The sequence below is a fragment of the Microcella alkaliphila genome (genome assembly GCF_004216855.1).
Taxonomy (GTDB): domain Bacteria; phylum Actinomycetota; class Actinomycetes; order Actinomycetales; family Microbacteriaceae; genus Microcella; species Microcella alkaliphila.
Genome location: NZ_SGXT01000017.1, coordinates 214360 through 236168, shown reverse-complemented (window position 1 = coordinate 236168; position 21809 = coordinate 214360). Strand labels below are relative to the sequence as shown.

Genomic DNA, 21809 nt, shown 5'->3' with positions numbered 1-21809 from the left:
GCAACTTCGACAACTACCGGCTGCGGATCCTGCTCGCCGCCGGCGGCCACAAGCCCTGGCGAACAGCCCCTACCCCCGCTTCATGACGAAGAGCCGCTTTTTAGACCGTTGCTTTCCTACTCGGATTCGATGACGAGTCGTTGCGCCGGTGGGTGTCCCAAGCTCAGGTCGTTGCGGGTGCCCGGGGCGGGTTGACGACGGGCGATCTGGAGCGGATCCGGAAACTCCAGCGGGAGAATCGGGAGCTGCGTGAGGCGAACGCGATCCTGCGTGATGCAGCGGTTTTCTTCGCCGGGGAACTCGACCCCCGACGCCGCTGATCCTCGCCTTCCTCGAGGAGCAGCGCTCTCTTGGCCGCTCGGTCGGGTCGATCGGCAAGGTTCTGCGCGAGCAGGGCATGCCGGTCGCCGAGCGCACCTATCGGGGCTGTAAGCGCGCCCGGCCCAGTCAGCGAGATATCGACGACGCCCACCTCATCGAGGCGATCCGTGCTGCCCGCGTCAGCGACAAGGGCGAGGCGGCTCTTGAGTCGCTTTATGGACGCCGGAGGATGGCCGCGCTGCTGCGCTGGCGAGGGATCGCCGCCTTCAGCAGGCGCGTCAACCAGGAGATGCGCCAGCTGGGCATCAAGGGCTGGTGCGAGGCAGGGGCGTGCGGACCACGACGCCGGATCCCGCGGCGACTCGCGCTCCGGATCTGCTGGATCACGTCTTCACCGCCGCTGCCCCGAACAGGCGGTGGGTGGCTGGCTGCACCTACGTGCGCACGTGGGCAGGGTTTGTCTATGTCGCATTCGTGATCGACTGCTTCTCCCGCGCGATCGTCGGCTGGAATGCAGCCACAACGAAAACGACGCCGTTGGTGACCACAGCGTTGCGGATGGCATTGTGGCGACCTGACCGCGCCGGCCACCGCGTCGGCGACGGGCTGGTGCATCACAGCGACGCCGGAGCTCAATTCACCAGCGTCTCCTTCGCCGGAACTCTAATGATGGAGGGCATCGCCGCGTCGATCGGGTCCGTCGGCGACGCGCTGGATAACGCACTGGCTGAGTCGACAATCAGCCTGTTCGAGAACGAAGCGATCCGTGACGGATCACCGTTCCGAACCGGACCGCTGCGAACCATGGATGACATCGAATGGGCGGCCGCCGCGTGGGTCGAGTGGTTCAAGGCACGGCGCCTGCACTCCACCTTCGGCAACGTGCCTCCTGACGAATTCGAGGACGACTCCTACGCTGACCTCGAGACCCCACACCATCCGATGCTGATACCCGCATAGGAGCGGCAGAGAACCGGGGACGGTTCAATGATGTGATCGTGAGCCTGGTGGCGCGGATTTCGGTAGCGGATCGGCTATTGAGGACCGAGTCGGACCGGCCCTCAGGCGCGCACCATCCAGGAGAGGGGCGCCACTGGTACGTAGATGGCTGCAATGACCAAGGAGAACCAGGTCCGACGAAGACGACTCTCTGCCTGGGCCACCGGGTGGTGGCCGATATAGAAGTCACTCTTGTACCCGAGCGCGAGACGCCAAACAACCACCGTCAGCCAGAGCGAGAAAATAAGCGCGATGGGCGCTAGCGCCGCTACAGGGTGGCCGCTCTCTATCATGAGCGAAGCTCCAATAAGTGCAGTAGCGGGCGCGCGGCTGCCACTTCCTCGCCGTGTTCGGGCACCCGCGAAAGCGAGCCCGGCAATGAGGATCGCCGTCCCGCCGATGGCGAAAAAAGTGCCTCGGCCCGCAACCCAATCGTGTGCGTCATTGAGTGCCGCGGGCACTGCGGCGCTGAGCCCTAACCAGTCGGATGTACGCGCAAGGAAACCGAGACCCGTGTCTCTGAAGAACAGACCTATAGACGTGCTGAGGGCAGCGACGGAAGCAAGAAGCCTCCACGGCAGATCCCAGCTGAGACGGAGCACTGAAAGTATTTGCCCAAAGTCCACTCGTCAATCATGGTCGCTCTTCGCAAGTTAGGTGGCGGTAGGGCGCGTCGTGCGCGCTTTCAGTACGTCACCTTCGGTGACACACAGGTGCGTCGGCATGAATGTGCAGAAAAGCCGTCGAGTCTCTGCATTGAGCGCCACTTCACGAAGCCGGAACAAGCCGGGGACCCCTTGCGGGTCACTTTCAGGACAATTTGTGACTCAGTCGGCCAGCCTGACCAAAGTCACTCGCCGCGTTTCGCTTGGAATGTCGGTGGTGGCCGTCATTCTGGAGCCCGGAGCAAGTCCCTCGCAACGTATCCAATAGTCGATCGGAGCAACTTGATGAACGATATGGCAATGAGGTCTGTGCGCGATCCATTCCTCCTGGCGCAGGTTCGCGAGTCTTTTGGGCGCGTGGTTTACAGCCATAAAACGCATGAGAAACAAGCGGACATCTGCTTCCGGAAACACAGGTGGCAGCAGGGGGCACTGATCGCTCTTACGGCCGTCGGTTCCGGCACCTTCCTGGTCGCGGTGGTCGGCCTGGTGGGCGACCCAGTACTCACCAGCCTCACGACATCAACTATCGCGCTATTGGTGACCTGGCTGAGCCTTGGCGCGAAGACCTTCAGATTTGCGGACGAGTCACACGCCCATCGCGACATCGCTTCTCGGCTCTGGGACGTTCGCGAGTCATACCTATCCTTGATTTCTGACTTGATGTCGGAAGACATTTCCGACGTCCCGGCGAGGTCTCGCCGCGACGAATTGCAGCAGGCCACCCGGGCCGCCTACGCGGACGCCCCGAGGGCGAGTTGGAAGGCCTTCAAGAGTGCGCAGAGGGGACTGAAGCACAACGAGGAAATGACATTCACCTCTCGAGAGATCGACCTGTTCCTCCCTCAAGCACTTCGGCTCGAAGAATGGGACGTTTGATCGTGAAGACCTCTGAAACTTTCAACGCGTTGCTGATGAACCTGAAGGTCGGCGACGCAGTGGCCAAGGTTGCATCACGCAAGCACGAGATCGCAAAGGCCCTGAACAAAGACTTCCGAGCCATGGACGGGTGCGTAGACCACACGCTCATGGTCGGCTCATTTGGTCGGCACACTGCGATCAAGGGCGTCTCCGATCTCGACATGATTTTCATCCTCCCGCCCGGGATTCGGGCGGATTATGGAAGTGAGACGGGTCCGCGGAGAATGCTTGAGCGAGTCCGAGACGATTTGACCGCGCGCTACCCGAACAGTGATGTCCGCGTCGATCAGTGCGTTGTTCGCGTGCAGTTCAAGAGCAACGCCTTCAAGTTCGAAGTTCAGCCGGCGTTCAAGAACGGTGACGGAGGCTTCGATTACCCGGACACCGCCGCAAGGGGTTGGAAGGTCACGAAGCCTCGGGCCGAGATTGAGGCGACGAAGGAATGCAACGACCGCACCTCAAGGAACATGCGGCACCTCGCGAGGATGACACGAGCGTGGAAGAACGCCAACGGCGTGAACATGGGCGGCCTGCTCGTCGACACTCTGGTACACCGTTTCTTCAGCCAGACGGCCGCCTACGATTCCGCCGGAGTCGGATCTTTCGATTTGATGGTCCGTGACTTCTTTGAGTTCCTGAAGGACGAGCCCGACAAGGACTTCTATTTGGCCTTGGGCAGCAACCAGCGGGTGAAGGTGAAGGCGCGATTTCAGCCCAAAGCGGAGAGGGCCTACAAATGGTGCCTTGAGGCCATCGCTAACGAAGGTAAGGCCTCGGCAAACAGGAAGTGGCGCGAAGTGTTCGGAGCCGCGGTGCCCCTGAAGGCCAGCGATCCTGTTCGCTCGTTCGACAACACGGAGGAGTTTATAGAACAGCAGTACTCGGTCGATATCCAGTACAACCTCGCGATCGACTGCACTGTGACCCAAAAGGGCTGGCGTCCTGCGTCATTGAGAGAGATTCTCCAAGCCAAGAGCCTCCTCCTACCCAACAAGGAACTTGAGTTCGCCGTGATGGAGTGCACTGTTCCGTATCCATTCGATCTCCGCTGGAAGGTCCTGAATCGGGGCGACGAAGCTGAGCGTCGGAACAAGGTCCGCGGGCAGATCGTGCCTTCGAACCGGGTCAACGGCAGGTATGAGCGCACCGAGTTCCGTGGCGATCACGTCGTCGAGTGTTACGTCATCAAGAGTGGCATCGTCGTAGCGCGGGACAGGATCGACGTACCGATCAGTACGAACTCGCAGGTGCCTTAGTGATCCCGTCGCGAGTGTGCGCGTTGAACGACTCGGAGTAGTAGATCTGCAAGTTGAATCACTTCGGCAGCCTCGACCGCATCGTCGAATTGAACGGTGCGATGGCTGGCCGGATTCTTGTAAGCACCAATCGCGCCAGCGAAAAGGTCGGCAATCGCCTGTTGTTCGCCGCCCTCTGCCTCCGGGTCTCGCAGAGGACCATCCTTCGGATTGAACGCTTTCCTCATGAGGGCGACTCCGAGGAGTTCATTGGATAGGCCAGACACTCGGCGCACCTCCACCTCGACGGCCTTCATCGCAGCGAACGAGGCGGTCTCATAGTCGCCGAGCGCGAAATTTGATCGGGCAGATGACAGTGCTGGGTGAAGCGCGCCCGAAAGGCGGTCATTCGCCCAGACCTTCGAGATCGCATCAGGATCTTCGAGCAAGGCCCTCCCCATGCTCGTTACACGACTCCAGTTGCTGCCTTGTGGATTCTTCGGTGAGCGCCCCACAAGAGCGTGCGCTTCGAGCCACGCCCACGCGTCCGACAGGCGAGCGAGCATGACCTCGAGGTCCGGAGGAGGCTGGTCCGAACCCCCGCGCCGCTTGAACCCCTGAATCAAATTATTGAAGTTCGGTTCCGCTCCCAATGATCGAAGCAGGCTCAGGCTCAAATCGGGCAGAGGGAGGCTTCGTACATCGTCGAATGATAAGCCCATACTCCCGAGGTTACGGCCAAGGGAGTTCTCTGGTTGAGGACGCTGGACATAGGCCTGATGCGCCGATATGCAACGCACGCAGGGGAGACGCTTCCTTTCGCTTCCTCGAGGCCCATACGACGTTCCTGGCGTGATGACCTAGGGATCACTTTGAGCTTTCTACGTCGAGGCGGGCAATCTGGACCGAACAGCATGTGGGCGAGTAGTACGGCGCCACTTGTGTTCCATCGTGGTCGATCTTCGATGTCGTGAGGCTCGAGCTGCCGGTCGGTGACGGGGGTTCGGCGTGCACTTGAACGGCTGCGTCAGTGTCCTTGGTGTCCCCGCTGTGAAGGCGAATGAACCCGCCTATCAGTACGCACACGACCCGCGAGTGAATTGGTGGTGCCAGACCGCTAGAAGTTCGCGAACGCTCGGCCCACAGAAGCACGTGCAAGTCGGAATTGCCTGCCGATCGCCCTGCCCTTGAAGCGAGACTCGCGATTCGTCGGGTCGTAGCGAATGCTCCAGTCCGCGAATAAAGCTGCGCATCTCATCCGGTGACCGCAGTCCGTCGGCACCGCCTTTTGGGATGCGGCAGCAAATCCACATGCCGTCATGCGTAGAGGATTATCTGCCGCGCCGTGGAGGATTACTCGTCACGGACGCCAACGAGACCTGCATAGTCCGCCGCATACCGCAGTTTCGCAAGGAGCCCGCCACGAACAAGCCCCGCTACGGCGGGGCTTTTCGTTTGCCCGGGCGGCTTCACACGATCGGCGGGATGCTCGCGCTCAGTCGCGAGGAAGGCGCACGGTCACCGTCGTGCCCTCCCCGGGCTCGCTGTCAATGTTGATGCGCCCGCGGTGGGCATCCACGATCGCCTTGACGATGGGGAGCCCCAGCCCGACGCCCCGAATCGCGGAGCTGCGGGCGCTTTCAGAGCGGAAGAACTGTTCGAAGAGGCGCTCCTTGTCGGCGGCGAAGATGCCGACCCCGGTGTCGCTCACGACCAGTTCGAGTTCGTCGCCGACGGTGCGCGTGCGCACGGTGACGCGGCCGCCCGGTGGCGTATACCGCACGGCGTTGGTGATGAGGTTCTCGGCGACCTGTGACAGGCGGGTGGGGTCGAAGTTACCGACCGCAGAGTGCACGTCGAGAACGATCTCGATGTTCTTGCGTCCCGCCTCGGCATTGAGCGCCGACACGGCTTCGGTTGCCACGCAACCCAGGTCCGTCGTGTCTCGCTCGAGCAGGAGCGCGCCGGTGCGCGTGCCGGCGGCGGTGAGGAGGTCGCGAACGAGGACGTGCTGCCGCGTCACGTTGCGCTGGAGGACCGGCAACCACTGGGCCAGGTCGCTCGGCAGCTCATCGATGTGCTCCTCGAATACTTCGAGCACCCCCGTCACGGTGGTCAGCGGGGTGCGCAGTTCGTGTGAGACGGTCCCGATGAAGGCATCCTTCGCCTTGAGGGCCTGAAGGTAGTCGGTCACTTCGGTGATGATGATGACGTTGGCGATGTGCGCACCGGTGGCCGTGTGGACCGGGCTGCCGGAAACAGACAGCGCTCGCTGCCGCCCATGGGGTGGGCCGACCCACAGCAGTCGTTCCGACACGTAGTCACCCCGCACCACACGGTTGTAGGTCGACTCGTCTTTCGGCAACGGTGTTAGGCCGTCCGCCTCAAATGCCGGCGAGTTCTTGTAGGCCTCCCAGGGGTCCGCTCCGTCGGCGCTCAACTCCGGGCTCTCCCGCAGGATGCGGTTCATGAGCACGAGCTCGCCTTCCGGGTCGGTCACGATGACTCCGACGGCGAGCGAGTCGAGCACGGTATCCAGCAGGAAGCGGCTGCGCTCGCTCTCGGCGGCTGCGGCGGCGCGTTGCTCGCGCTCCCTTTTGAGTGCCAGTCGTCTGTCGATCAGGATGCTCGCCATCGTGTGTGCGGCGACCGCCCCCAAGATCATCACCAGCGGGAGCATGCCGATCAGCATGATGGCGCGATCGGCGTTCGACTCGGTCAGTCGACCCTGGGTGAGCACGACGATGTCCGGGGTGATCACGGCGACAGACAGGACGGCGATCACCGCGATCGACCGCCAGGACCTCATCAGCCCGGCCCAGATCGCGGGCAGGGTCAGCATCATGACCATCGGGTTCGTGGCCGCGCCCGTCGATTCGAGACGGATGATCGCGAATGCCAGGAAGTCCATGCCCGGTAGGACCACCATCCACGGCTTAACATCTCGGCCGTTCATTGCGGGAAGAAGGACCGCGGCGGTCGCCGCTGCGATGAGAACTCCCCCCGTCAGGTAGCGAAGGGACAGCACCGTGTGAGGCTCGATGAAGAGCAAAAGGATTGTTGCTGCGAGAAAGATGAGCGCGAATACGCCCTGGAGGAGTCGCGCCGTGACCCTGGGCGCGAGCAGCGCCATTCGCGGATCGCCGAGCGAGTTGCGAAAGCGATACGCGGGCTTTTCGGCGGACTCGCGCGAGGGTGCAGCTCGGTTCACCATGCGCCGTCGCCCTCCCCATCCTCGTCGTTCTCGAGGCTCACACTATGGCGACGGCGCGAATCCGAGAAGTCCCCAACCAGGGGTCGGCCGATTCGCACCGCCCCCTTGACGCTGGTATGCTCGCGTGGTCGCTATGCGATGTGCGCCCCTAGCTCAATGGATAGAGCATCTGACTACGGATCAGAAGGTTGGGGGTTCGAGTCCCTCGGGGCGCGCAAAGTGAAGGCCCCCGCGAACTGTCGCGGGGGCCTTCATCGTCTCGCGGTCAGCGACCGAGGGTGCCGGTCAGCGAGCCGGTCACATCGCTGACGATGCCGGTCACGTCACCCACGAGCGAGTCGAGCGAGATCCGCCGACGAGATCGCTGATCGACCCGCCGGTGAGCACCGCCCGGATGCCATCGAGCACGCTGGTCGTCGTATCGGTCGTGGTGCTGTGCTCCGACCGGTCGACCGAGCTCGAGTTCGTCTTCGCGGTCGCCGGCATGGCGACTCCCACGGCGAGCAGTCCCGTCGCGGTGATCGCGGCGAGTCCGGCGCTGGTGTTCTTGGTGGTGAATGCGTCCATGGTCGAACTGTCTCCGTCCATCCTGTCCGCTCGTTCGTGCGTGAGGGGCGACGGACCCGGCCGGATGCTCGGAAAATGCTGACAGCATCCCGGTGCCTTTTTTGATACCGAGCCGACGGCCCGCAGCCCTAGTGGGCCACAAGCGTGCCGTCAACCCGGTGCGGCGACGCTCGGCTCTCCGTACGGTCGGAGGATGACCGAAACGATGGCCGACACCAATCGCGATCCGACGAAACTGCGTCGAGCGATCACCGGGTGGCTCCTCTTCTTGTTCATCCTCGGCGATGTGCTGGGCGCTGGCATCTACGCGCTCATGGGTGTGCTGGCCGGTGACGTGGGAGGCATGTTGTGGGCGCCGATCATGCTCGCACTGGGCCTTGCACTGCTCACCGCTGGCTCGTACGCCGAGTTGGTGACGAAGTATCCGAAGGCGGGCGGCGCCGCAGTCTTCGTCGAGCGCGCATTCCAGAAGCCGATCGTCTCGTTCCTCATCGGCTTCAGCATGCTGGCGGCCGGAGTCACGAGCGCCGCCGGCCTCACCCTGGCGTTCGCGGGCGACTACCTGTCGGTATTCATCGACATTCCGCCGATCATCACGGCACTGCTGTTCCTCGCGGCGATCGGGGTGCTCAACGCCCGCGGAATCCGCGAGTCGTTGCGCGCGAACGTGGTCATGACGATCATCGAGGTGAGCGGACTCGTGCTCGTGGTCGCAGTCGTCGGATTGTTCGTGGGCGGGGGCGGCGGAGACGCGTCGCGACTGACGGCGCTGCCCGAGGGCTCCGCGCCGGCGCTCGCCATCCTCGCTGCCGCGATTGTCGCCTTCTACTCCTTCGTGGGGTTCGAAGTTTCGGCGAATGTCGCCGAAGAGATTCGCGATCCGAGCCGCACCTACCCTCGCGCGCTCTTCGGCGCCCTCATTGCCGCGGGCGTCATGTATCTGCTCGTCGCTCTTGCGAGCGGCATCGCCCTACCCGCGGAGGAGCTGGCCGACACCAGCGCCCCCTGCTGGCCGTCGTTGAGTCGACCGGCGCGGGAATACCGCCCTGGGCCTTCAGTCTGGTCGCCCTGATCGCCGTGGCGAACGGTGCCCTGCTGACCATGATCATGGCGAGCCGGCTTGCCTTCGGTATGGCCGAGCAGGGCCTGCTGCCGCGCGTACTCGGCCGCGTGCTGCCGAATCGCCGCACGCCGTGGGTCGCGATCGTTGCGACGACCGCGGTCGCGATGGTCCTCGCCACGATCGGCACGCTCGAGATGCTCGCCGAGACGGTGGTTCTGCTGCTGCTCATTGTGTTCATCGCCGTCAACATCGCCGTGCTGGTCCTGCGCCGCGACGCGGTCGAGCACCGGCACTTCCGGGTGTGGACAGCGATCCCCATCCTCGGTGTCGGCTCGTGCCTGCTGTTGCTCAGTCAGCAGTCGTGGCAGGTGTGGCTGGCGGGCGGCATCATGCTGGCGATCGGTGCGCTTCTGTACATCGTTCCGCGGGCTGTGCGTCGCGGCCGCTAGCGTGGGGGCATGCTCGACGTCGAGACTCACGGCCGGCTGGGGCTGATCACCCTCGACCGGCCCCGCGCCCTGAACGCCCTCACGCACGACATGGTGATCGGCATTCGGGATGCTCTGCGCGCGTGGGCGAGCGACGACCGTATCGCTGTGGTTGCGATCCGCGGGGCGGGCGACCGCGCGTTCTGCGCCGGCGGCGACATCGTCGCCATGCGCCAGGCGGTCGCCGAAGGCACCGTGTCGGCCGCCGCCCAGTTCTTCTTCGACGAGTACCGGCTCAACAGCCTGATCGCCCGGTACCCGAAGCCGTACGTCGCGCTGATGGACGGCATCGTGCTGGGGGGCGGCGTGGGCGTCTCTGCGCACGGCTCGCACCGGGTCGTCACCGAACGCACCCGCATCGGCATGCCCGAGACGGGTATCGGCTTCACCCCCGACGTCGGTGGCAGCTGGCTGCTCAGCCGCGGCCCCGGCGAGGCCGGCACTCACCTCGCACTCACCGGGCAAATGGTGGGTGCGGCCGACGCGATCGCGGTCGGACTCGCCGACGTGACCGTGCCATCCGACCGGCTCGACGAGTTGCTCGACGCGCTTGAGCGCTGCACCGAGGCCGACGACGTCGACGCGGTGCTCGACAGCCTCGCCACCGACCCGGGCGACGCCCCGCTCGACCACATTCAGCGCGAACTCGACGCGGCGTATCGCGGCGACGACGTGGCGGTGATTCTGGACCGGCTGCGAGCATCCGCCGTGCCCGAGCTGCAGGAGGCCGCCCGCACCCTCGCCGAACGCTCACCCACATCCCTCGTCACGACGCTTGCGGCGCTGCGCCGCGCCCGCCGCCTCGACCGGCTCGACGACGCACTCGCCCAGGAGTACCGCGTCGTGCTGCGTCTGCTCGACGAGCCCGACTTCGCCGAGGGGGTGCGTGCGCAGCTCGTCGACAAAGACCGGCAGCCGCGCTGGCATCCTCCGACGATCGACGACGTCGACCCCGACCGGGTCGCGTCGTTCTTCGCCCCGCTCACCGACGCGGAGCGCGCCCGATTCGACACCCCCGACTGGAGCCCACAGTGACCGACACCCCCGCCACCACCCTGCCCGACGGCTTCGAGGCCGTCGACGCACCCGCCGGAGTTCTGGTCGGCCGCCGCGGTCGCGTCGGACTCATCGTGCTTGACCGCCCGCAGGCGCTCAACGCCCTGAACAACCAGGCGATGGATGCGGTCGTCACCGCCGCAGAACGGTTCGACGTCGACGACACGATCGGCGCCATCGTGCTCACCGGCGCGGGCCGCGCGTTCGCTGCCGGCGCCGACATCAAGGAGATGGCCGAGCTCGGCTACGCGGAGGCGACCGGGCGCGATCTGTTTGCGGGCTGGGACGCACTCACGCGCATCCGCACGCCCCTGATCGCCGCCGTCAACGGCTTCGCCCTCGGCGGCGGCTGCGAGCTCGCGATGATGTGTGACGTGATCATCGCGGCCGACACCGCGAAGTTTGGCCAGCCCGAAATCAATCTGGGCGTTGTGCCTGGCATGGGCGGCACCCAGCGGCTGACGCGCGCCGTCGGCAAGGCGAAGGCCATGGAGCTGATTCTCACCGGCCGCATGATGGATGCTCGGGAGGCCGAAAGCGCCGGCCTCGTCGCGCGCGTGGTCGCCGCCGACGCGCTGCTCGACGACGTGCTCGCCATGGCCGACGGCATCGCCGAGAAGTCGCTGCCCGCGCTGTACGCGGCGACCGAACTGGTTGATGCGGCCTTCGAGTCGACGCTTGCGGAGGGGGTCGCGCGTGAGCGCCGCACCTTCCACGCGGCCTTCGCCCTCGACGATCAGAAAGAGGGGATGCGCGCCTTCATCGAGAAGCGCGAGCCCCGGTTCACGCACCGCTGAGCATTAGGCGGACTGACCGTCCGCTTCTAGCGACAAGTCGGACCACCCGGCTATGATGTGTCGCAAGTGGACTGGGAGTGCCCGGTCGGCGTCTAGCTCCTGGGGTTTCCCGGGGGCTTTTCGCTCTTATGGGTAGATCTTGAGACCGTATCCGCGCACGCGATTGTTCGGGCCCCGAACGATCTTCGGCTCGATCACGTCCCAGGCGTGATTCGATTGGCTCGGTCGCAGGTCATGGATGCCTATCGGTCGGGCAACGAGGTCGGCGATCTGCAAGCCTGAGCTGTTTGTTTTTTTGTCGACGCACAGGAACTCGAGCGTCTGGGCCATGCCGCGCATCGTCGTTGTGTCGAGTATTCGGCGGAATGCCAACTCTAGGTCTCGATCCTCCGTTCTGCCTCGGCCCTCGAACACAACGAACGTCTTCCGGCCCACCTGTCCTCGTTTCTGGAGCTGCAGGAAAACCCGCTCGAGCCCGAACTCCAGAGCTACCTCGTAGGGGTTGAGCTGCGCGCCGCGTCGCTCGCGAAATTCTGGCTTGCGAATGACCGAGGCGACGATATCGATCCGGGATGAGTTGAACAGTTCATCAATGCGAGTCATGAACTTTGTACGAATCGCTTCATTCATGAGGTTGTCGAACGGGCGGGCTCTTTGACGTATTTCACGCTCGTGGAGCACCACCATGTCGTGCCCAAAGAACTCGAACTTCAACCGTTGCACGAATGGCACGACATGATCCACGTAGTGCTCGATTTTGACTATGCAGAACGCGAGAACGAAGCGGGGGTACTGCGGGTCGAAGTCGACGAGGTTGTGATCTCCACTTTCATCGACGTAAACGATGTAGTCCCCGCGCCTCATTGCTTGTAAACCCTCTCGCTAGGCGGGCTCGTCGCCGAAGATGTCGAGCGTGTCGGCCGCGACCTTGCGTCGGGGCTTGCGGTCGTCACGAGTTTCGGGCCACCTCACCCCGGCCCCTGCAAGTTCGTCGCGGGTGATCAACGCTCCGCCGAGAATCTGCGCAAGCAATTCCGCTTGAGCGGGTTCGAGGCTGACCAGGCGCGTGAGCACCGTCAGCAGTTCGGTGAACTCGAGTGTCCACTCGTGCGGCCACTCGTCGACGTGGATGTCGTCGAGCGGGCTCGTCTTCTTGCCGCCGGGGTTCTTCTTGCGGTACTTGAACCAGCTGCCGATGACGTTCATGCCGCCGACGGTGTAGTCGAAGACTTCGCGCGACACTGGGCCCCATGCTCCGTTACGGCCCCCGTCATCGTCGGTGAACACGACCTGCCCGCGCACTTCGTCATACTGCACCTTCACCGGCATGCTAGTGACGGCTTCGAGCGATAGCGGTTGTGCGTCGAGTGGCCAGTTGCTGCGGACGTTGCCGGCTTCGCGCCCTGCGGCGTGGTCGATGTAGCGCTCGGCGTAGGTGTGCAGCCAGATCACTTCGCGTCCGAGCTCGACGGCCTTCTGCCACAGCGCGGCATCACGCGTGATCGGAACCCGCACACCCGGCGTGGTCAACTCATCGACGAAGGTGGCGGTGAACGCCGGATGCGCGACGACTCCGGCCACGTAGGCGAGCAGGTCTTCATGATCGGCCTGGATGCTCGCCTCCACCGCGAGCCCCTCCAACAGCCCCGGCGCGAGGTTCGGGGTTCCGTCGGGGTGCAGGAGCGGGAGAGTGCGGCCACCCTCGCTCCCCTTGAAATGATCCATGTCCGGCAACAAACCTGAGAACACCAGGCCTGGGCCATGCGAAAGAGCCTTTGCGTGCTGCTCGACGACGAACACCTGCTCTGGTTGCCTCGCGAACCACAAGTCGAGAATTGGCGCGTCAATGAGTCGCCTATCTGGGATCAAGTGCTGGCGATCGAAAGCGCGGTACCCGACTCGCACTGGTGATGCCGCCAGCGAGACCGAGGTTTCTGCGCCGAGCGGCCCTAGGACCGCCGTCACATCTTCACCTGGAAGCGAGACGGGAATCGAGTTCAAGGCCGCCACAGATGACGCCTTGAGAAGCGCCCGTTTCTTTGATTGATCTGGCTCCAGCACGAGATCGGACCACCTCTTCGCAAGGATCCCTACACTCGGCGCGTACACCCAGGTGCGCTTGGGCGCGACCCCGATGCTCGACCATGGCATCAGATCGTCCGACGCGGGCCAGTCGTCCCAACCGCTTTCGGGAGCGGGGGTGAAGTTCGCGTTCCAGCCAGTCCGAACTCGGCGCCACGCGTGGTCGTTCAGGCTCGCATTCTCGAGTTGTTCGAACTTCTCAGCTTGGCCGCCCGTCACCGCACGGTACTTGATGTCCGCAGGGGCCGACTGGTCGGCGTCGGCGCGTCGGACGAAGATCCCGATCGCTAGCGGCTGACGTACACCGGGAAAGATCCTCGTCGGGACCGGGGGCGTCTGACCTTCTGGGGTCAGGTCGATGACCCAGCCGTAGCTCGAGTTCCTACGCAGGTACTCCCGCATCCCTGCATACCCCTTGGAAGTCAAGTATGAGGCTGGCGAGATAAAGCACACCACACCCTGCGCGATAGCACCGGACTCCCATACTTTCCAGGTCGCCCATCGCCAGAAGTAGGTGTAGAGGTTGCGAAGGTTCTTCTCGTGACTCGAGGAGTACCCTTCGGCTCGGAAGTCGTTGAGCGGAACACCATCCTGCGCAGTCGCGAGGGGACCATTCTCGATCCAGCCGCCGAGACCCTTTGCTTTCTCCTTGTAGGGCGGGTTTCCGATAACGACGGTGACGTCGGTTTGTAGCTTCACCGAGTTCGCCATCTTCTTGCTCTCGGCGATCACCATCAAGGAAGACGTCAGCTCCGCTTGCTCCGCGTTGGGGTCGGAGAGGGTGTCGGCGACGAACATCTGCATGCCGCCCTTAGGCGGGTTCGCCTGATAGCTACGCAGAAGGTCGGTGGTACGCAGCTCGGCGACCGTGTACGAGCCGAGCTGCAGCTCGAAGCCGATGAGGCGCGACGCGAGTTCGGTGATCGTTCCGGGCACGGCTCCCGGACCCTCGGTGTGCTCGACCTTCTCGGCGACGTGCTCGATGATCGAGTGCAAGAAGGTGCCAGTGCCCATCGCGGGATCGATCGTCGTCACGCTGTGGTCGAGAAAACCCTTGGGCTTTCCGAGCTTGGTGACGAGCGCTTCTTCGGCCAGGCGCACCATCTGATCGACCACCTCGTGCGGGGTGTAGTACGTGCCGGTGGCCTTGCGCAGCTCGGGGTCGTACTCGGCGAGAAAGTTCTCGTAGAGGTGCAGGTAAGTGTCTTTGCTCTTGCGCACGGCATCCCATTGCACGGCGCCGACGACGCGCTGCAGCAGGTCGATCGTCGGAACGAAGTCACCCTTCACATCGTTCGTGAGCAACTGCAGCGCCTTGCCCATGAGCGAGTGGTCAGCGCCCAACTGCTGACCGATCTGGTAAAGAGTTGTCGACTCGAGGTCGATCTTCTCGGTGCGAGCGAGCAGCAGCGCGAAGGTCACCGTCTGGGCGTAGCCGTCAGCGAAGACCTCGTCACTCGCGTCAGGAAACAGGAGCTTGCGCCAGTCGTTCGCCAGGCCGAGGAACAGTTGTTCGTGCGCGGGCGCACCCGCCTTCACCAACGCGGTCTCGTAGGCGAGCTGTTCGATCACTTTCGTGCGCAGCATCCGCGTGATCGGGGCCACCGTGGCGACGAGCTTGGGCACCGTCTTGATCGGCACCGGGTGCCAATTCAGAAAGTCGGTGACGAGTGCCGCGAACGCGGAGTCGGGGCTCAAGCCCGCGCCGGCCACGTCGAGCGGCCCGCCCGTCAGTTGTGCCACAAGCGCGGGTTGGGCGTCACCCCGGTAGAGCCGCCACTCGGTGCCATTCGTATAGACGAGGTTCGGAAGGTCTTTCAGGCGGTTCCACTGGTCGCGATTGTGCCCGCTGAAGGTGCCGGGGTCGAGAGAAAGGCCTGCCTTCTTCACCTCGATATAGCCGACGACTGCGCCCTTCACCCGCACGGCGAAGTCGGGGCGCGAGCTCAGCTCGGCGAGGTGCGCCTCGCCATCGAGGATCGTCTTCTTGCCGATGAAGTCGCCGATGGCCGTGATGAGGTGCTCAATCGGCACCCGCAGCGCCTCTTCGGGCTCGCCCGTGCCCGCCAGTTTCGCCTTCGCCTCGGCACCGTAGTCGGCAACTAACTCTGCAATCTTCGTATCGAGCACCTCTCAATCATGGTCGGCTGCGCCGACATTGGGGAGTGACCGCGCCGCTAAGCGCACCCCTCGTCGCCGCTAGGGTGGGCGCGTGACCGCACTGCAGCTTTCTCCCCAGGTGACCGAGGCGCTCGACGCCGGGCGCCCCGTCGTCGCCCTCGAGTCGACCATCATCAGCCACGGCCTTCCGCGGCCCCGTAACCACGAGGCGGCGATCGAGTTCGAGGAGATCCTGCGGGAGCAGGATGTGACCCCGGCAACGATCGCGGTGCTCGACGGGGTTCCGCGGATCGGGCTCGACGCCATCGGCGTGCGCCGCATCGCCGAAGAAGACCTTGCCAAGGCGAGCGTTCGCGACCTGCCGATCCTCGCCGCGCGCGGTGCGAGCGGGGCGACGACCGTCGCGGCGACCGCCCACCTCGCGGCGAAGGCTGGTATCCGCGTCTTTGCGACGGGCGGCCTCGGGGGAGTGCACCGCGGCGCGAGCGAGAGCTTCGACGAGTCGGCTGATCTCTCGACCCTCGCCGTGACTCCCATCACGGTCGTCTCTGCGGGTGTGAAGAGCGTGCTCGACATCGCGGCGACGCTCGAGCGGCTCGAGACGTATTCGATCCCTGTCGTCGGTTTGGGCACGACCGTTTTTCCGAGCTTCTGGCTGCGCGAGAGTGAGCACACGCTCGACTGGTCGGTCGAGACGCCCGACGACGTCGCCGCGATCATGGCCGCGCACGACGCGCTCGGCCACCGGCAGGGCATTGTCGTCGCCAACCCGATTCCCGCCCACCAGCAGTGGGATCCGGCCGAGCACGACCGCGTGCTCGCCCAGGCGTTCGCCGCCGCCGACGACGCCGGCGTGCGCGGCAAGGCCGTCACCCCGTTCCTGCTCGGCTACATCGTCGAGGCCTCCCACGGCCGTAGCCTCGAGGTCAACCTCGACCTCGCCCGCAACAACGTGGCGACCGCGGGGCGCATCGCGACCGCCTGGGCGGGGCGGCGCGTGTGAGTGACGCGGCCCCGCGCATCCTCGTCGTCGGCGACGTCATCAACGACATCGTCGTGCTGCCGTCGCAGCCGCTGCGGGCCGACACCGACACCCCGTCGACGGTCATCGCGACGCCCGGGGGGTCGGCGGCGAACACGGCAGCATGGATCGGCTGGCACGGTACGCCCGTCGACTTCGTCGGTCTCGTGGGCGCCGGCGACGCGGACCACCACCGCCGCGTCTTCCGCGACGCGGGAGTCACGCCGCACCTTCACGAGTCCACGACGCGCGGCACCGGCACGATCGTGATCATCGCCGAGGGCGAGCAGCGCACCATGCTCACCGACCGCGGCGCGAACGACGAGCTCGATCCTGCGTCGGTCACGGACGAGTTGTTGGCGTCGGCGAGCATCCTGCACCTGACCGGCTACGGGCTCGTCAACGCGTTCACGGCCGACGACGTGGCACGTCTCATCGCGCGCGCCCGCGAGCACGGGGTGACGGTGTCGCTCGACCCCGGGTCGGTGGGTTTCATCACCGACTACGGGCCGCAGGAGTTTCGGAAGGCGGTGACCGGCGTCGATCTGTTGCTGCCGAATCTCGCCGAGGCGCGGATGCTGATCGGGCAACCGGATGCTCCGCCTGCGCACGCTGCCGTCGTGCTGCTCGACGTCGCCCCGCTCGTCATGCTCACCGACGGTGCGCGCGGCGTTCTCATCGCCAAACAGTCGGGCGTCGTGCACGAGCTCGCCGTCGATGCCGTGCCCGTCGTCGACTCGACGGGAGCCGGGGACGCGTTCGGCGCTGGCGTCCTGGTGGCTCTCGCGAGCGGTCAGGCCGTGAGGGCCGCCGCCGCCCAGGGCATGCGCGCGGCAGCGCTCGCCGTCAGCCGGGCGGGGGGACGACCCCCGGCTCGGTGAGCGGCTCGGGACCACCGCGCGGCGGTCGGGCGCCGGCGACAGCGCCGACACTGGCGACGATGACTGCTCCGACGGCGACGACCTGTAGCACGGTCAGCACCTGACCGAGCACGAGAAGGCCGGCGATGGCCGCCGCTGCGGGCGCAAGGCTCGACAGGATGCCGAAGACCCGGGTCGACATCGTCTTCAAGGCGACGAATTCGAGCGCGTAGGGCACGGCTGAGGTCATGACGGCGATGCCGAGAAAGACGGCGATCACGGTCGGGTTGCTGACGATGGCGCTGGTAGCCTGCGCGGCGCCGAACGGCGTGACGAGGAGCGCCGCGACGACCATGGCGACGGCGAGGGCGTCGACCCCGCGCGGCGGATGACGACCCGGTCCGACGCTGCCGAGACGCGACGACGAGACGATGTAGAGCGCCCAGAAGATGGCGGCGATCGCCGCAAAGACGATGCCGTCGACGGCGAGCGTCGCGTCGGGGTCGAAGCCGAGCATGACGACGCCCAGCGCGGCGAGCGCGACCCACACGAGGTCACGTGCTCGGCGCGTGCCGGCGACGGCGACGGCCAACGGGCCGAGCAGTTCGACGGTGACGGCGATGCCGATCGGGATGCGGTCGATCGACAGGTACATGAGGGAGTTCATGCCGCCGAGACCGAGTCCGAGCAGGACCACCCCGCCCCAGGTGCGCCGCGACCAGCCGCGGACCTGCGGCCGAATCACGGCCATGAGGATGATCGCGGCGAAGACGAGCCGCAACGTCGCGGCCCCGAGACTGCCCACCTCGCTGAAGGTGCTGCCAGCGATCGCGTTACCGAATTGGACCGAGACGATGGCCCCGACGGCAAGCGCGGTGGCGGGGACGCGCGGTGGGGCGGCGGGGCTCACTCGGCGAGTATGCCGCACAGCGGGGCGCACGTGAAAACCCCGGTTCCACCGCCCGAATATCGGCGGAACCGGGGTGAAGACGCGCCGTCCCCCGACGACGCGGCGGTCGACAGCTGCGGCTAGTCGACCGAGTCGACGCTCGGCGGCGACCAGCTGGCGGGCGAGGCGATGCTCGCGGGCGACGGAGCGCTGGGCGGCGACGGCAGCGACACCGGGCTCGGCGGGGAGTCAACGTCAACGCTCACGGGCGAGATCGGCGACTGCGCCGAGACCGGGCTGATCGGCGACACCGTGTTCGGCGAGTTGACCGAGACCGGCGAGGTGGGCGAGGGGCTCACGATGCTGTCGCTCGACACGCGGAAGGTGACATCGGCGCCGCCGGTGCCATTCACGTCGGCCGAGGTGGCGCCGGTGCGGTCGCCGTCGCTGGTGAACAGGGGCATCGCGTTGGCCGCGGTGACCGCGCCGCCGGCCATCACGCCGAGGCTGAGGGCGCTGGCTGCACCGATGGCGATCCAGTTCTTGTGGCTGAGGTTCGTTGCCATGATCTGACTCCTTGAATGTTCTTGCTTCTCGAGCGACCGACCCGAGCGGTCGTTCACGATGAGATAACTCTCGGCGCCGTGCATGAGACGACAAGGAGGTGTGCGTGAGGGGCCTCTCATGTTGGGGCCGGCCCAGATGAGGAACCTCTCACCCGGGAGAAGGTGGCCGCGCTGGGAGAGTGTTGACGCACGGCGAATGTGCCTTTCACGGCACACAGCATGTCCCGTCCGAAAAGCCTCTCCGCTGCCGCGTTGCCGCGTTGCCGCGTTGCCGCGCCGCCGGGCTGCAGCGCCTCGCGCCATCGCGCCGCCCCGTGCCGCGCCGCACCGATGCGCGTCCCCGCCTCGCGACCACGGCTGTGTGCCATGAGAGGCACACACCCAAATCGCGCTAACCCCCTCCAGAGCTGTCGATGCAGGACGAGCGGCATGCTTCGACACACCCCCCGTGCCCGCCTGGCCAACCCGCGCGACTACGCCCGGTTCTTGGCCGCCTTGACGGCCTCGTACCCGTCGAGCGCGGCCTGCCGCGACTCTTTCAGGTCGACCATCGGCTCGGGGTAGTCGTCGGTGCCCTCCTCGGGCACCCAGCGAGCCACGTACTCGTTGCGCGGGTCGAACTTCTGTGCCTGCAGCACCGGGTTGAAGACCCGAAAGTACGGTGCCGCATCAGCACCAGACCCGGCGACCCACTGCCACGACGCTGCGTTGGACGCTTCGTCGGCGTCGACGAGCGTGTCCCAGAACCATTCCTCGCCGACCCGCCAGTCGATCTGGAGGTTCTTCGTCAGGAAGCTGGCGGTGATCATGCGAACGCGGTTGTGCATCCAGCCGATGTGCCAGAGCTGGCGCATGCCGGCGTCGACGATCGGGATACCCGTGCGGCCCTTTTGCCAGCGCGCCAGGCCGGCGTCATGGGGGTCGTTCCACGGGTAGGCGTCGAACTCGCGACGGTAGTTGACGGTGGCGAGGTCGGGGTTGTGAAACAGCAGGTGGTACGAGAACTCGCGCCAGCCCAGCTCGCTGAGAAACTTTGCGTGATTCTTCGCCGCAAGCCCCGACAGGCCATCGCGTAGCCGGTGCCACACCTGGTACGGGCTGACCTCACCGAAGCGCAGATGCGGGCTCAGCTGGCTCGTGACCTCGAATCCCGGCTCGTCGCGCCGGTGATAGTCGGCGAGGCGTTCCTCTGCAAGTTGCTCGAGTCGCTCGCGGCCGCCCGTCGAACCGGGGGTCCACTCGTCGCGCATGCCGCCCGCCCAGTCGGGCGCTGTTGGCAAGAGCTCCCAGCTGTCGAGGTCGTCGCCTTCGACCGCGCGACCCGGGATGCTCGCGGGCGCCTCCAGGGGAGCCCGCGGCTCATCGCGCGCCAGGCACGCCTTCCAGAACGGGGTGAAGACGCCGTAGGGGCCGCCCGAGCCGGTCTGCACCGTCCACGGCTCGAACAACAGGTTCGCGGCGTGGCTGACCGCCTCGATGTCGCGATCTTTGAGCGCGGTCTTGAGGCGAGCATCCACCTCGCGCGCTTTTCCGTAGCGGCGGTTCCAGTGCACGGCCCCAGCGCCGACCTCGTCGACGACCGCCATGACGACCTTCTCGGCCGGACCGCGGCGCAGGGTGAGGCCCGCGCCGAGCGCGTCGAGGTCGGCGGCGAGCGCAGTCAGGCTGTGGTGCAGCCACCAGCGGCTGGCGGAGCCGATCGGCCGCACCTCGTCGCTCTCGTCGTCGAGCACGTCGAGCACGACGACGTCGCCGCCGCGCTCGACGGCGGCGTTCAGTGCGGGGTTGTCGGCGACGCGCAGGTCGTCGCGCAACCAGACGATGGTCGGGGAGGTGTCAGCGGCCATGCCGCTCACCGTATGCACGCTTTCCGACAGTTCGCCGCGACCCGCGACCCGTCGACGGGATGCTCAGCTCGCGCCGTCGCGCAGCTTCCGGCACAGCGCGGTCAGCTGCGCGAGCTCGTCGGCGTCGAGTGATCCGCCGACGCGGCGCGAGATCGAGTCGGCGTGCGCGACCGCGACCCTTCGGAACAGCGTGTGCCCCTCGTCGGTGAGGGTGACGATGGTGCCGCGGGCGTCGGTGGGGTCGGTCTGCTTGGTGACGAGCCCGCGCGTGGCGAGGCGTTCGAGCAGGCGGCTCACGCTCGGCTGGCTGAGCAGCAGGTGGGGGATCAGGTCACGGATGCGCAGGCTGCGCTCGGGTGCCCGGCTCAGGTTGAAGAGCACGTCGTATTCGGTGAACGAGATCTCCGTGGTCGGAAACTCTGTACTGAGCTGACGGAGCACCGACACCTGGGCGCGAAACAGCGCTTCCCATGCGTCGACCGCAACCGATGTGTCCACCACGAGGACAACTCTATTCACCCGCATGGGTGTGCGCGATGCAGGGCGCCGTTAACGTGATTGAGGCCCGACCGTCGAGGCAAACGGTCGGGCCTCTCCCTTGCACCAAGAGTGTCCTGCAATCACATTCCGCGTCTACCGCCACAGCAAACGATTGACGCGCTTAGAAGATATAACGGGACGATAACGGTGTCTAGTTATGGGAACGTTATTTTTCGATGAATCTGCTGAGAGTGGATGCGCGGGGCTGGCCCGGTCACGCTCGTCCCTTCGTCACGCGAAGGCTGTGCGGACCAGGTCGGCGACGCGGTCGAGGGTGCGCGCATCCATCTCGTCGACGTACCAGGCGGCCGGCCGCAGCAGCGACCCGTCTTCACGCACGGAGGTGCCTCTGTCGGTCGTGGGCATGGGTGCCCGCCTTTCTCTCGCGCCGCATTCGCGGCTGGGTGTACACAACCGGCCCGGGGTCGGGCCGATTGCGCAATCTCCACCGCGGACGTGTCCTGACCGGGTCAGTCCTCTCCGCGAATGTGTCAGACGAGCACTTCGTCATCGACTGCGCGAGGGCGCCAAGGCGCCTGAGTCGACGATAGCAACGG

At 65.6% G+C, this 21809-nt stretch carries 17 protein-coding genes, 1 tRNA gene and 2 pseudogenes; 10 read left to right on the top strand and 10 right to left on the bottom strand.

Going from position 1 to position 21809, the window contains the following annotated elements:
- Positions 1 to 119 precede the first annotated feature (119 nt).
- The 4 genes and pseudogenes from EV140_RS13650 to EV140_RS11245 form a co-directional block, all read left to right on the top strand.
- Positions 120 to 320 (top strand): annotated as a pseudogene (locus tag EV140_RS13650) (transposase); the annotation flags it as partial.
- A 331-nt stretch (positions 321 to 651) separates the two neighbouring features.
- On the top strand, positions 652 to 1281 hold the full coding sequence (locus tag EV140_RS11255; protein WP_157985649.1) for a DDE-type integrase/transposase/recombinase: 630 nt from the start codon (positions 652 to 654) through the stop codon (positions 1279 to 1281).
- Positions 1282 to 2285: 1004 nt separating this feature from the next.
- Positions 2286 to 2864: an SLATT domain-containing protein gene (locus EV140_RS11250; protein ID WP_198674431.1), complete on the top strand. Its 579-nt coding sequence runs from the start codon at positions 2286 to 2288 to the stop codon at positions 2862 to 2864.
- Between the two features lie 2 nt (positions 2865 to 2866).
- Positions 2867 to 4162: a nucleotide-binding domain-containing protein gene (locus EV140_RS11245; RefSeq protein WP_241971426.1), complete on the top strand. Its 1296-nt coding sequence runs from the start codon at positions 2867 to 2869 to the stop codon at positions 4160 to 4162.
- On the opposite strand, the gene EV140_RS11240 is transcribed toward EV140_RS11245, so the two are convergent.
- Positions 4159 to 4863: a TIGR02391 family protein gene (locus tag EV140_RS11240; protein WP_130283926.1), complete on the bottom strand. Its 705-nt coding sequence runs from the start codon at positions 4861 to 4863 to the stop codon at positions 4159 to 4161. The genes EV140_RS11245 and EV140_RS11240 overlap by 4 nt on opposite strands.
- Positions 4864 to 5636: 773 nt before the next feature.
- On the bottom strand, positions 5637 to 7355 hold the full coding sequence (locus EV140_RS11235) for a sensor histidine kinase (protein ID WP_130283924.1): 1719 nt from the start codon (positions 7353 to 7355) through the stop codon (positions 5637 to 5639).
- 142 nt (positions 7356 to 7497) lie between these two features.
- Here EV140_RS11235 and EV140_RS11230 point away from each other — a divergent pair.
- Positions 7498 to 7570 (top strand) — tRNA-Arg (locus EV140_RS11230).
- A 103-nt stretch (positions 7571 to 7673) separates the two neighbouring features.
- Here EV140_RS11230 and EV140_RS11225 read toward each other — a convergent pair.
- On the bottom strand, positions 7674 to 7922 hold the full coding sequence (locus EV140_RS11225; RefSeq protein ID WP_130283922.1) for a hypothetical protein: 249 nt from the start codon (positions 7920 to 7922) through the stop codon (positions 7674 to 7676).
- A gap of 193 nt (positions 7923 to 8115) precedes the next feature.
- Between EV140_RS11225 and EV140_RS11220 the strand changes: the two are divergent.
- The 3 genes and pseudogenes from EV140_RS11220 (at position 8116) to EV140_RS11210 (ending at position 11326) form a co-directional block, all read left to right on the top strand.
- A pseudogene (locus tag EV140_RS11220) lies at positions 8116 to 9434 on the top strand (APC family permease).
- Between the two features lie 9 nt (positions 9435 to 9443).
- Entirely contained in the window at positions 9444 to 10508 is a 1065-nt protein-coding gene (locus tag EV140_RS11215; protein WP_130283920.1) for an enoyl-CoA hydratase/isomerase family protein, read from the top strand.
- A gap of 20 nt (positions 10509 to 10528) precedes the next feature.
- The gene (locus EV140_RS11210; protein WP_198674435.1) at positions 10529 to 11326 is read left to right on the top strand and encodes an enoyl-CoA hydratase; all 798 of its coding nucleotides are present in this window, start codon (positions 10529 to 10531) and stop codon (positions 11324 to 11326) included.
- A gap of 126 nt (positions 11327 to 11452) precedes the next feature.
- Here the strand turns inward: EV140_RS11210 and EV140_RS11205 are convergent, their stop codons facing one another.
- Together EV140_RS11205 and EV140_RS11200 are read right to left on the bottom strand one after the other, a co-directional pair.
- Positions 11453 to 12190, bottom strand: coding sequence for a DUF3800 domain-containing protein (locus EV140_RS11205; RefSeq protein ID WP_130283916.1), 738 nt, complete (start codon positions 12188 to 12190; stop codon positions 11453 to 11455).
- A gap of 18 nt (positions 12191 to 12208) precedes the next feature.
- The gene (locus tag EV140_RS11200; protein WP_198674430.1) at positions 12209 to 15538 is read right to left on the bottom strand and encodes a type ISP restriction/modification enzyme; all 3330 of its coding nucleotides are present in this window, start codon (positions 15536 to 15538) and stop codon (positions 12209 to 12211) included.
- A gap of 82 nt (positions 15539 to 15620) precedes the next feature.
- On the opposite strand from EV140_RS11200, the gene EV140_RS11195 reads away from it, so the two are divergent.
- Together EV140_RS11195 and EV140_RS11190 are read left to right on the top strand one after the other, a co-directional pair.
- Positions 15621 to 16532, top strand: coding sequence for a pseudouridine-5'-phosphate glycosidase (locus EV140_RS11195; RefSeq protein ID WP_130283914.1), 912 nt, complete (start codon positions 15621 to 15623; stop codon positions 16530 to 16532).
- Positions 16529 to 17431, top strand: a complete 903-nt coding sequence (locus tag EV140_RS11190) for a carbohydrate kinase family protein (protein ID WP_157985648.1) — start codon at positions 16529 to 16531, stop codon at positions 17429 to 17431. Before EV140_RS11195 ends, EV140_RS11190 begins: the two co-directional genes overlap by 4 nt.
- Here the strand turns inward: EV140_RS11190 and EV140_RS11185 are convergent.
- The 5 genes from EV140_RS11185 to EV140_RS13565 form a co-directional block, all read right to left on the bottom strand.
- Complete coding sequence (locus EV140_RS11185) at positions 17397 to 18320, bottom strand: EamA family transporter (protein WP_130283910.1); 924 nt, start codon at positions 18318 to 18320, stop codon at positions 17397 to 17399. The two genes, EV140_RS11190 and EV140_RS11185, sit on opposite strands and share 35 nt — an antisense overlap.
- 119 nt (positions 18321 to 18439) lie before the next feature.
- Positions 18440 to 18865, bottom strand: a complete 426-nt coding sequence (locus tag EV140_RS11180; protein ID WP_130283908.1) for a hypothetical protein — start codon at positions 18863 to 18865, stop codon at positions 18440 to 18442.
- A gap of 473 nt (positions 18866 to 19338) precedes the next feature.
- A complete protein-coding gene (locus tag EV140_RS11175) occupies positions 19339 to 20712 on the bottom strand; it encodes a cryptochrome/photolyase family protein (protein ID WP_130283906.1) in 1374 nt (457 codons plus the stop codon).
- Between the two features lie 63 nt (positions 20713 to 20775).
- Positions 20776 to 21213 (bottom strand): MarR family winged helix-turn-helix transcriptional regulator, encoded by a 438-nt coding sequence (locus EV140_RS11170; protein WP_338418550.1) that lies wholly within the window; start codon positions 21211 to 21213, stop codon positions 20776 to 20778.
- Between the two features lie 270 nt (positions 21214 to 21483).
- Positions 21484 to 21618 carry a hypothetical protein gene (locus EV140_RS13565; protein ID WP_277871112.1) on the bottom strand — a complete coding sequence of 45 codons (135 nt, stop codon included), beginning with the start codon at positions 21616 to 21618 and terminating at the stop codon, positions 21484 to 21486.
- Between the last annotated feature and the right edge of the window lie 191 nt (positions 21619 to 21809).

Coding starts and splice junctions, on each gene's coding strand:
- EV140_RS11250 (WP_198674431.1), top strand. CDS start 2,286: ATGAGGTCTGTGCGCGATCCATTCCTCCTGGCGCAGGTTCGCGAGTCT.
- EV140_RS11240 (WP_130283926.1), bottom strand. CDS start 4,863: ATGGGCTTATCATTCGACGATGTACGAAGCCTCCCTCTGCCCGATTTG.
- EV140_RS11235 (WP_130283924.1), bottom strand. CDS start 7,355: ATGGTGAACCGAGCTGCACCCTCGCGCGAGTCCGCCGAAAAGCCCGCG.
- EV140_RS11225 (WP_130283922.1), bottom strand. CDS start 7,922: ATGGACGCATTCACCACCAAGAACACCAGCGCCGGACTCGCCGCGATC.
- EV140_RS11215 (WP_130283920.1), top strand. CDS start 9,444: ATGCTCGACGTCGAGACTCACGGCCGGCTGGGGCTGATCACCCTCGAC.
- EV140_RS11205 (WP_130283916.1), bottom strand. CDS start 12,190: ATGAGGCGCGGGGACTACATCGTTTACGTCGATGAAAGTGGAGATCAC.
- EV140_RS11180 (WP_130283908.1), bottom strand. CDS start 18,865: ATGGCAACGAACCTCAGCCACAAGAACTGGATCGCCATCGGTGCAGCC.
- EV140_RS11175 (WP_130283906.1), bottom strand. CDS start 20,712: ATGGCCGCTGACACCTCCCCGACCATCGTCTGGTTGCGCGACGACCTG.
- EV140_RS13565 (WP_277871112.1), bottom strand. CDS start 21,618: ATGCCCACGACCGACAGAGGCACCTCCGTGCGTGAAGACGGGTCGCTG.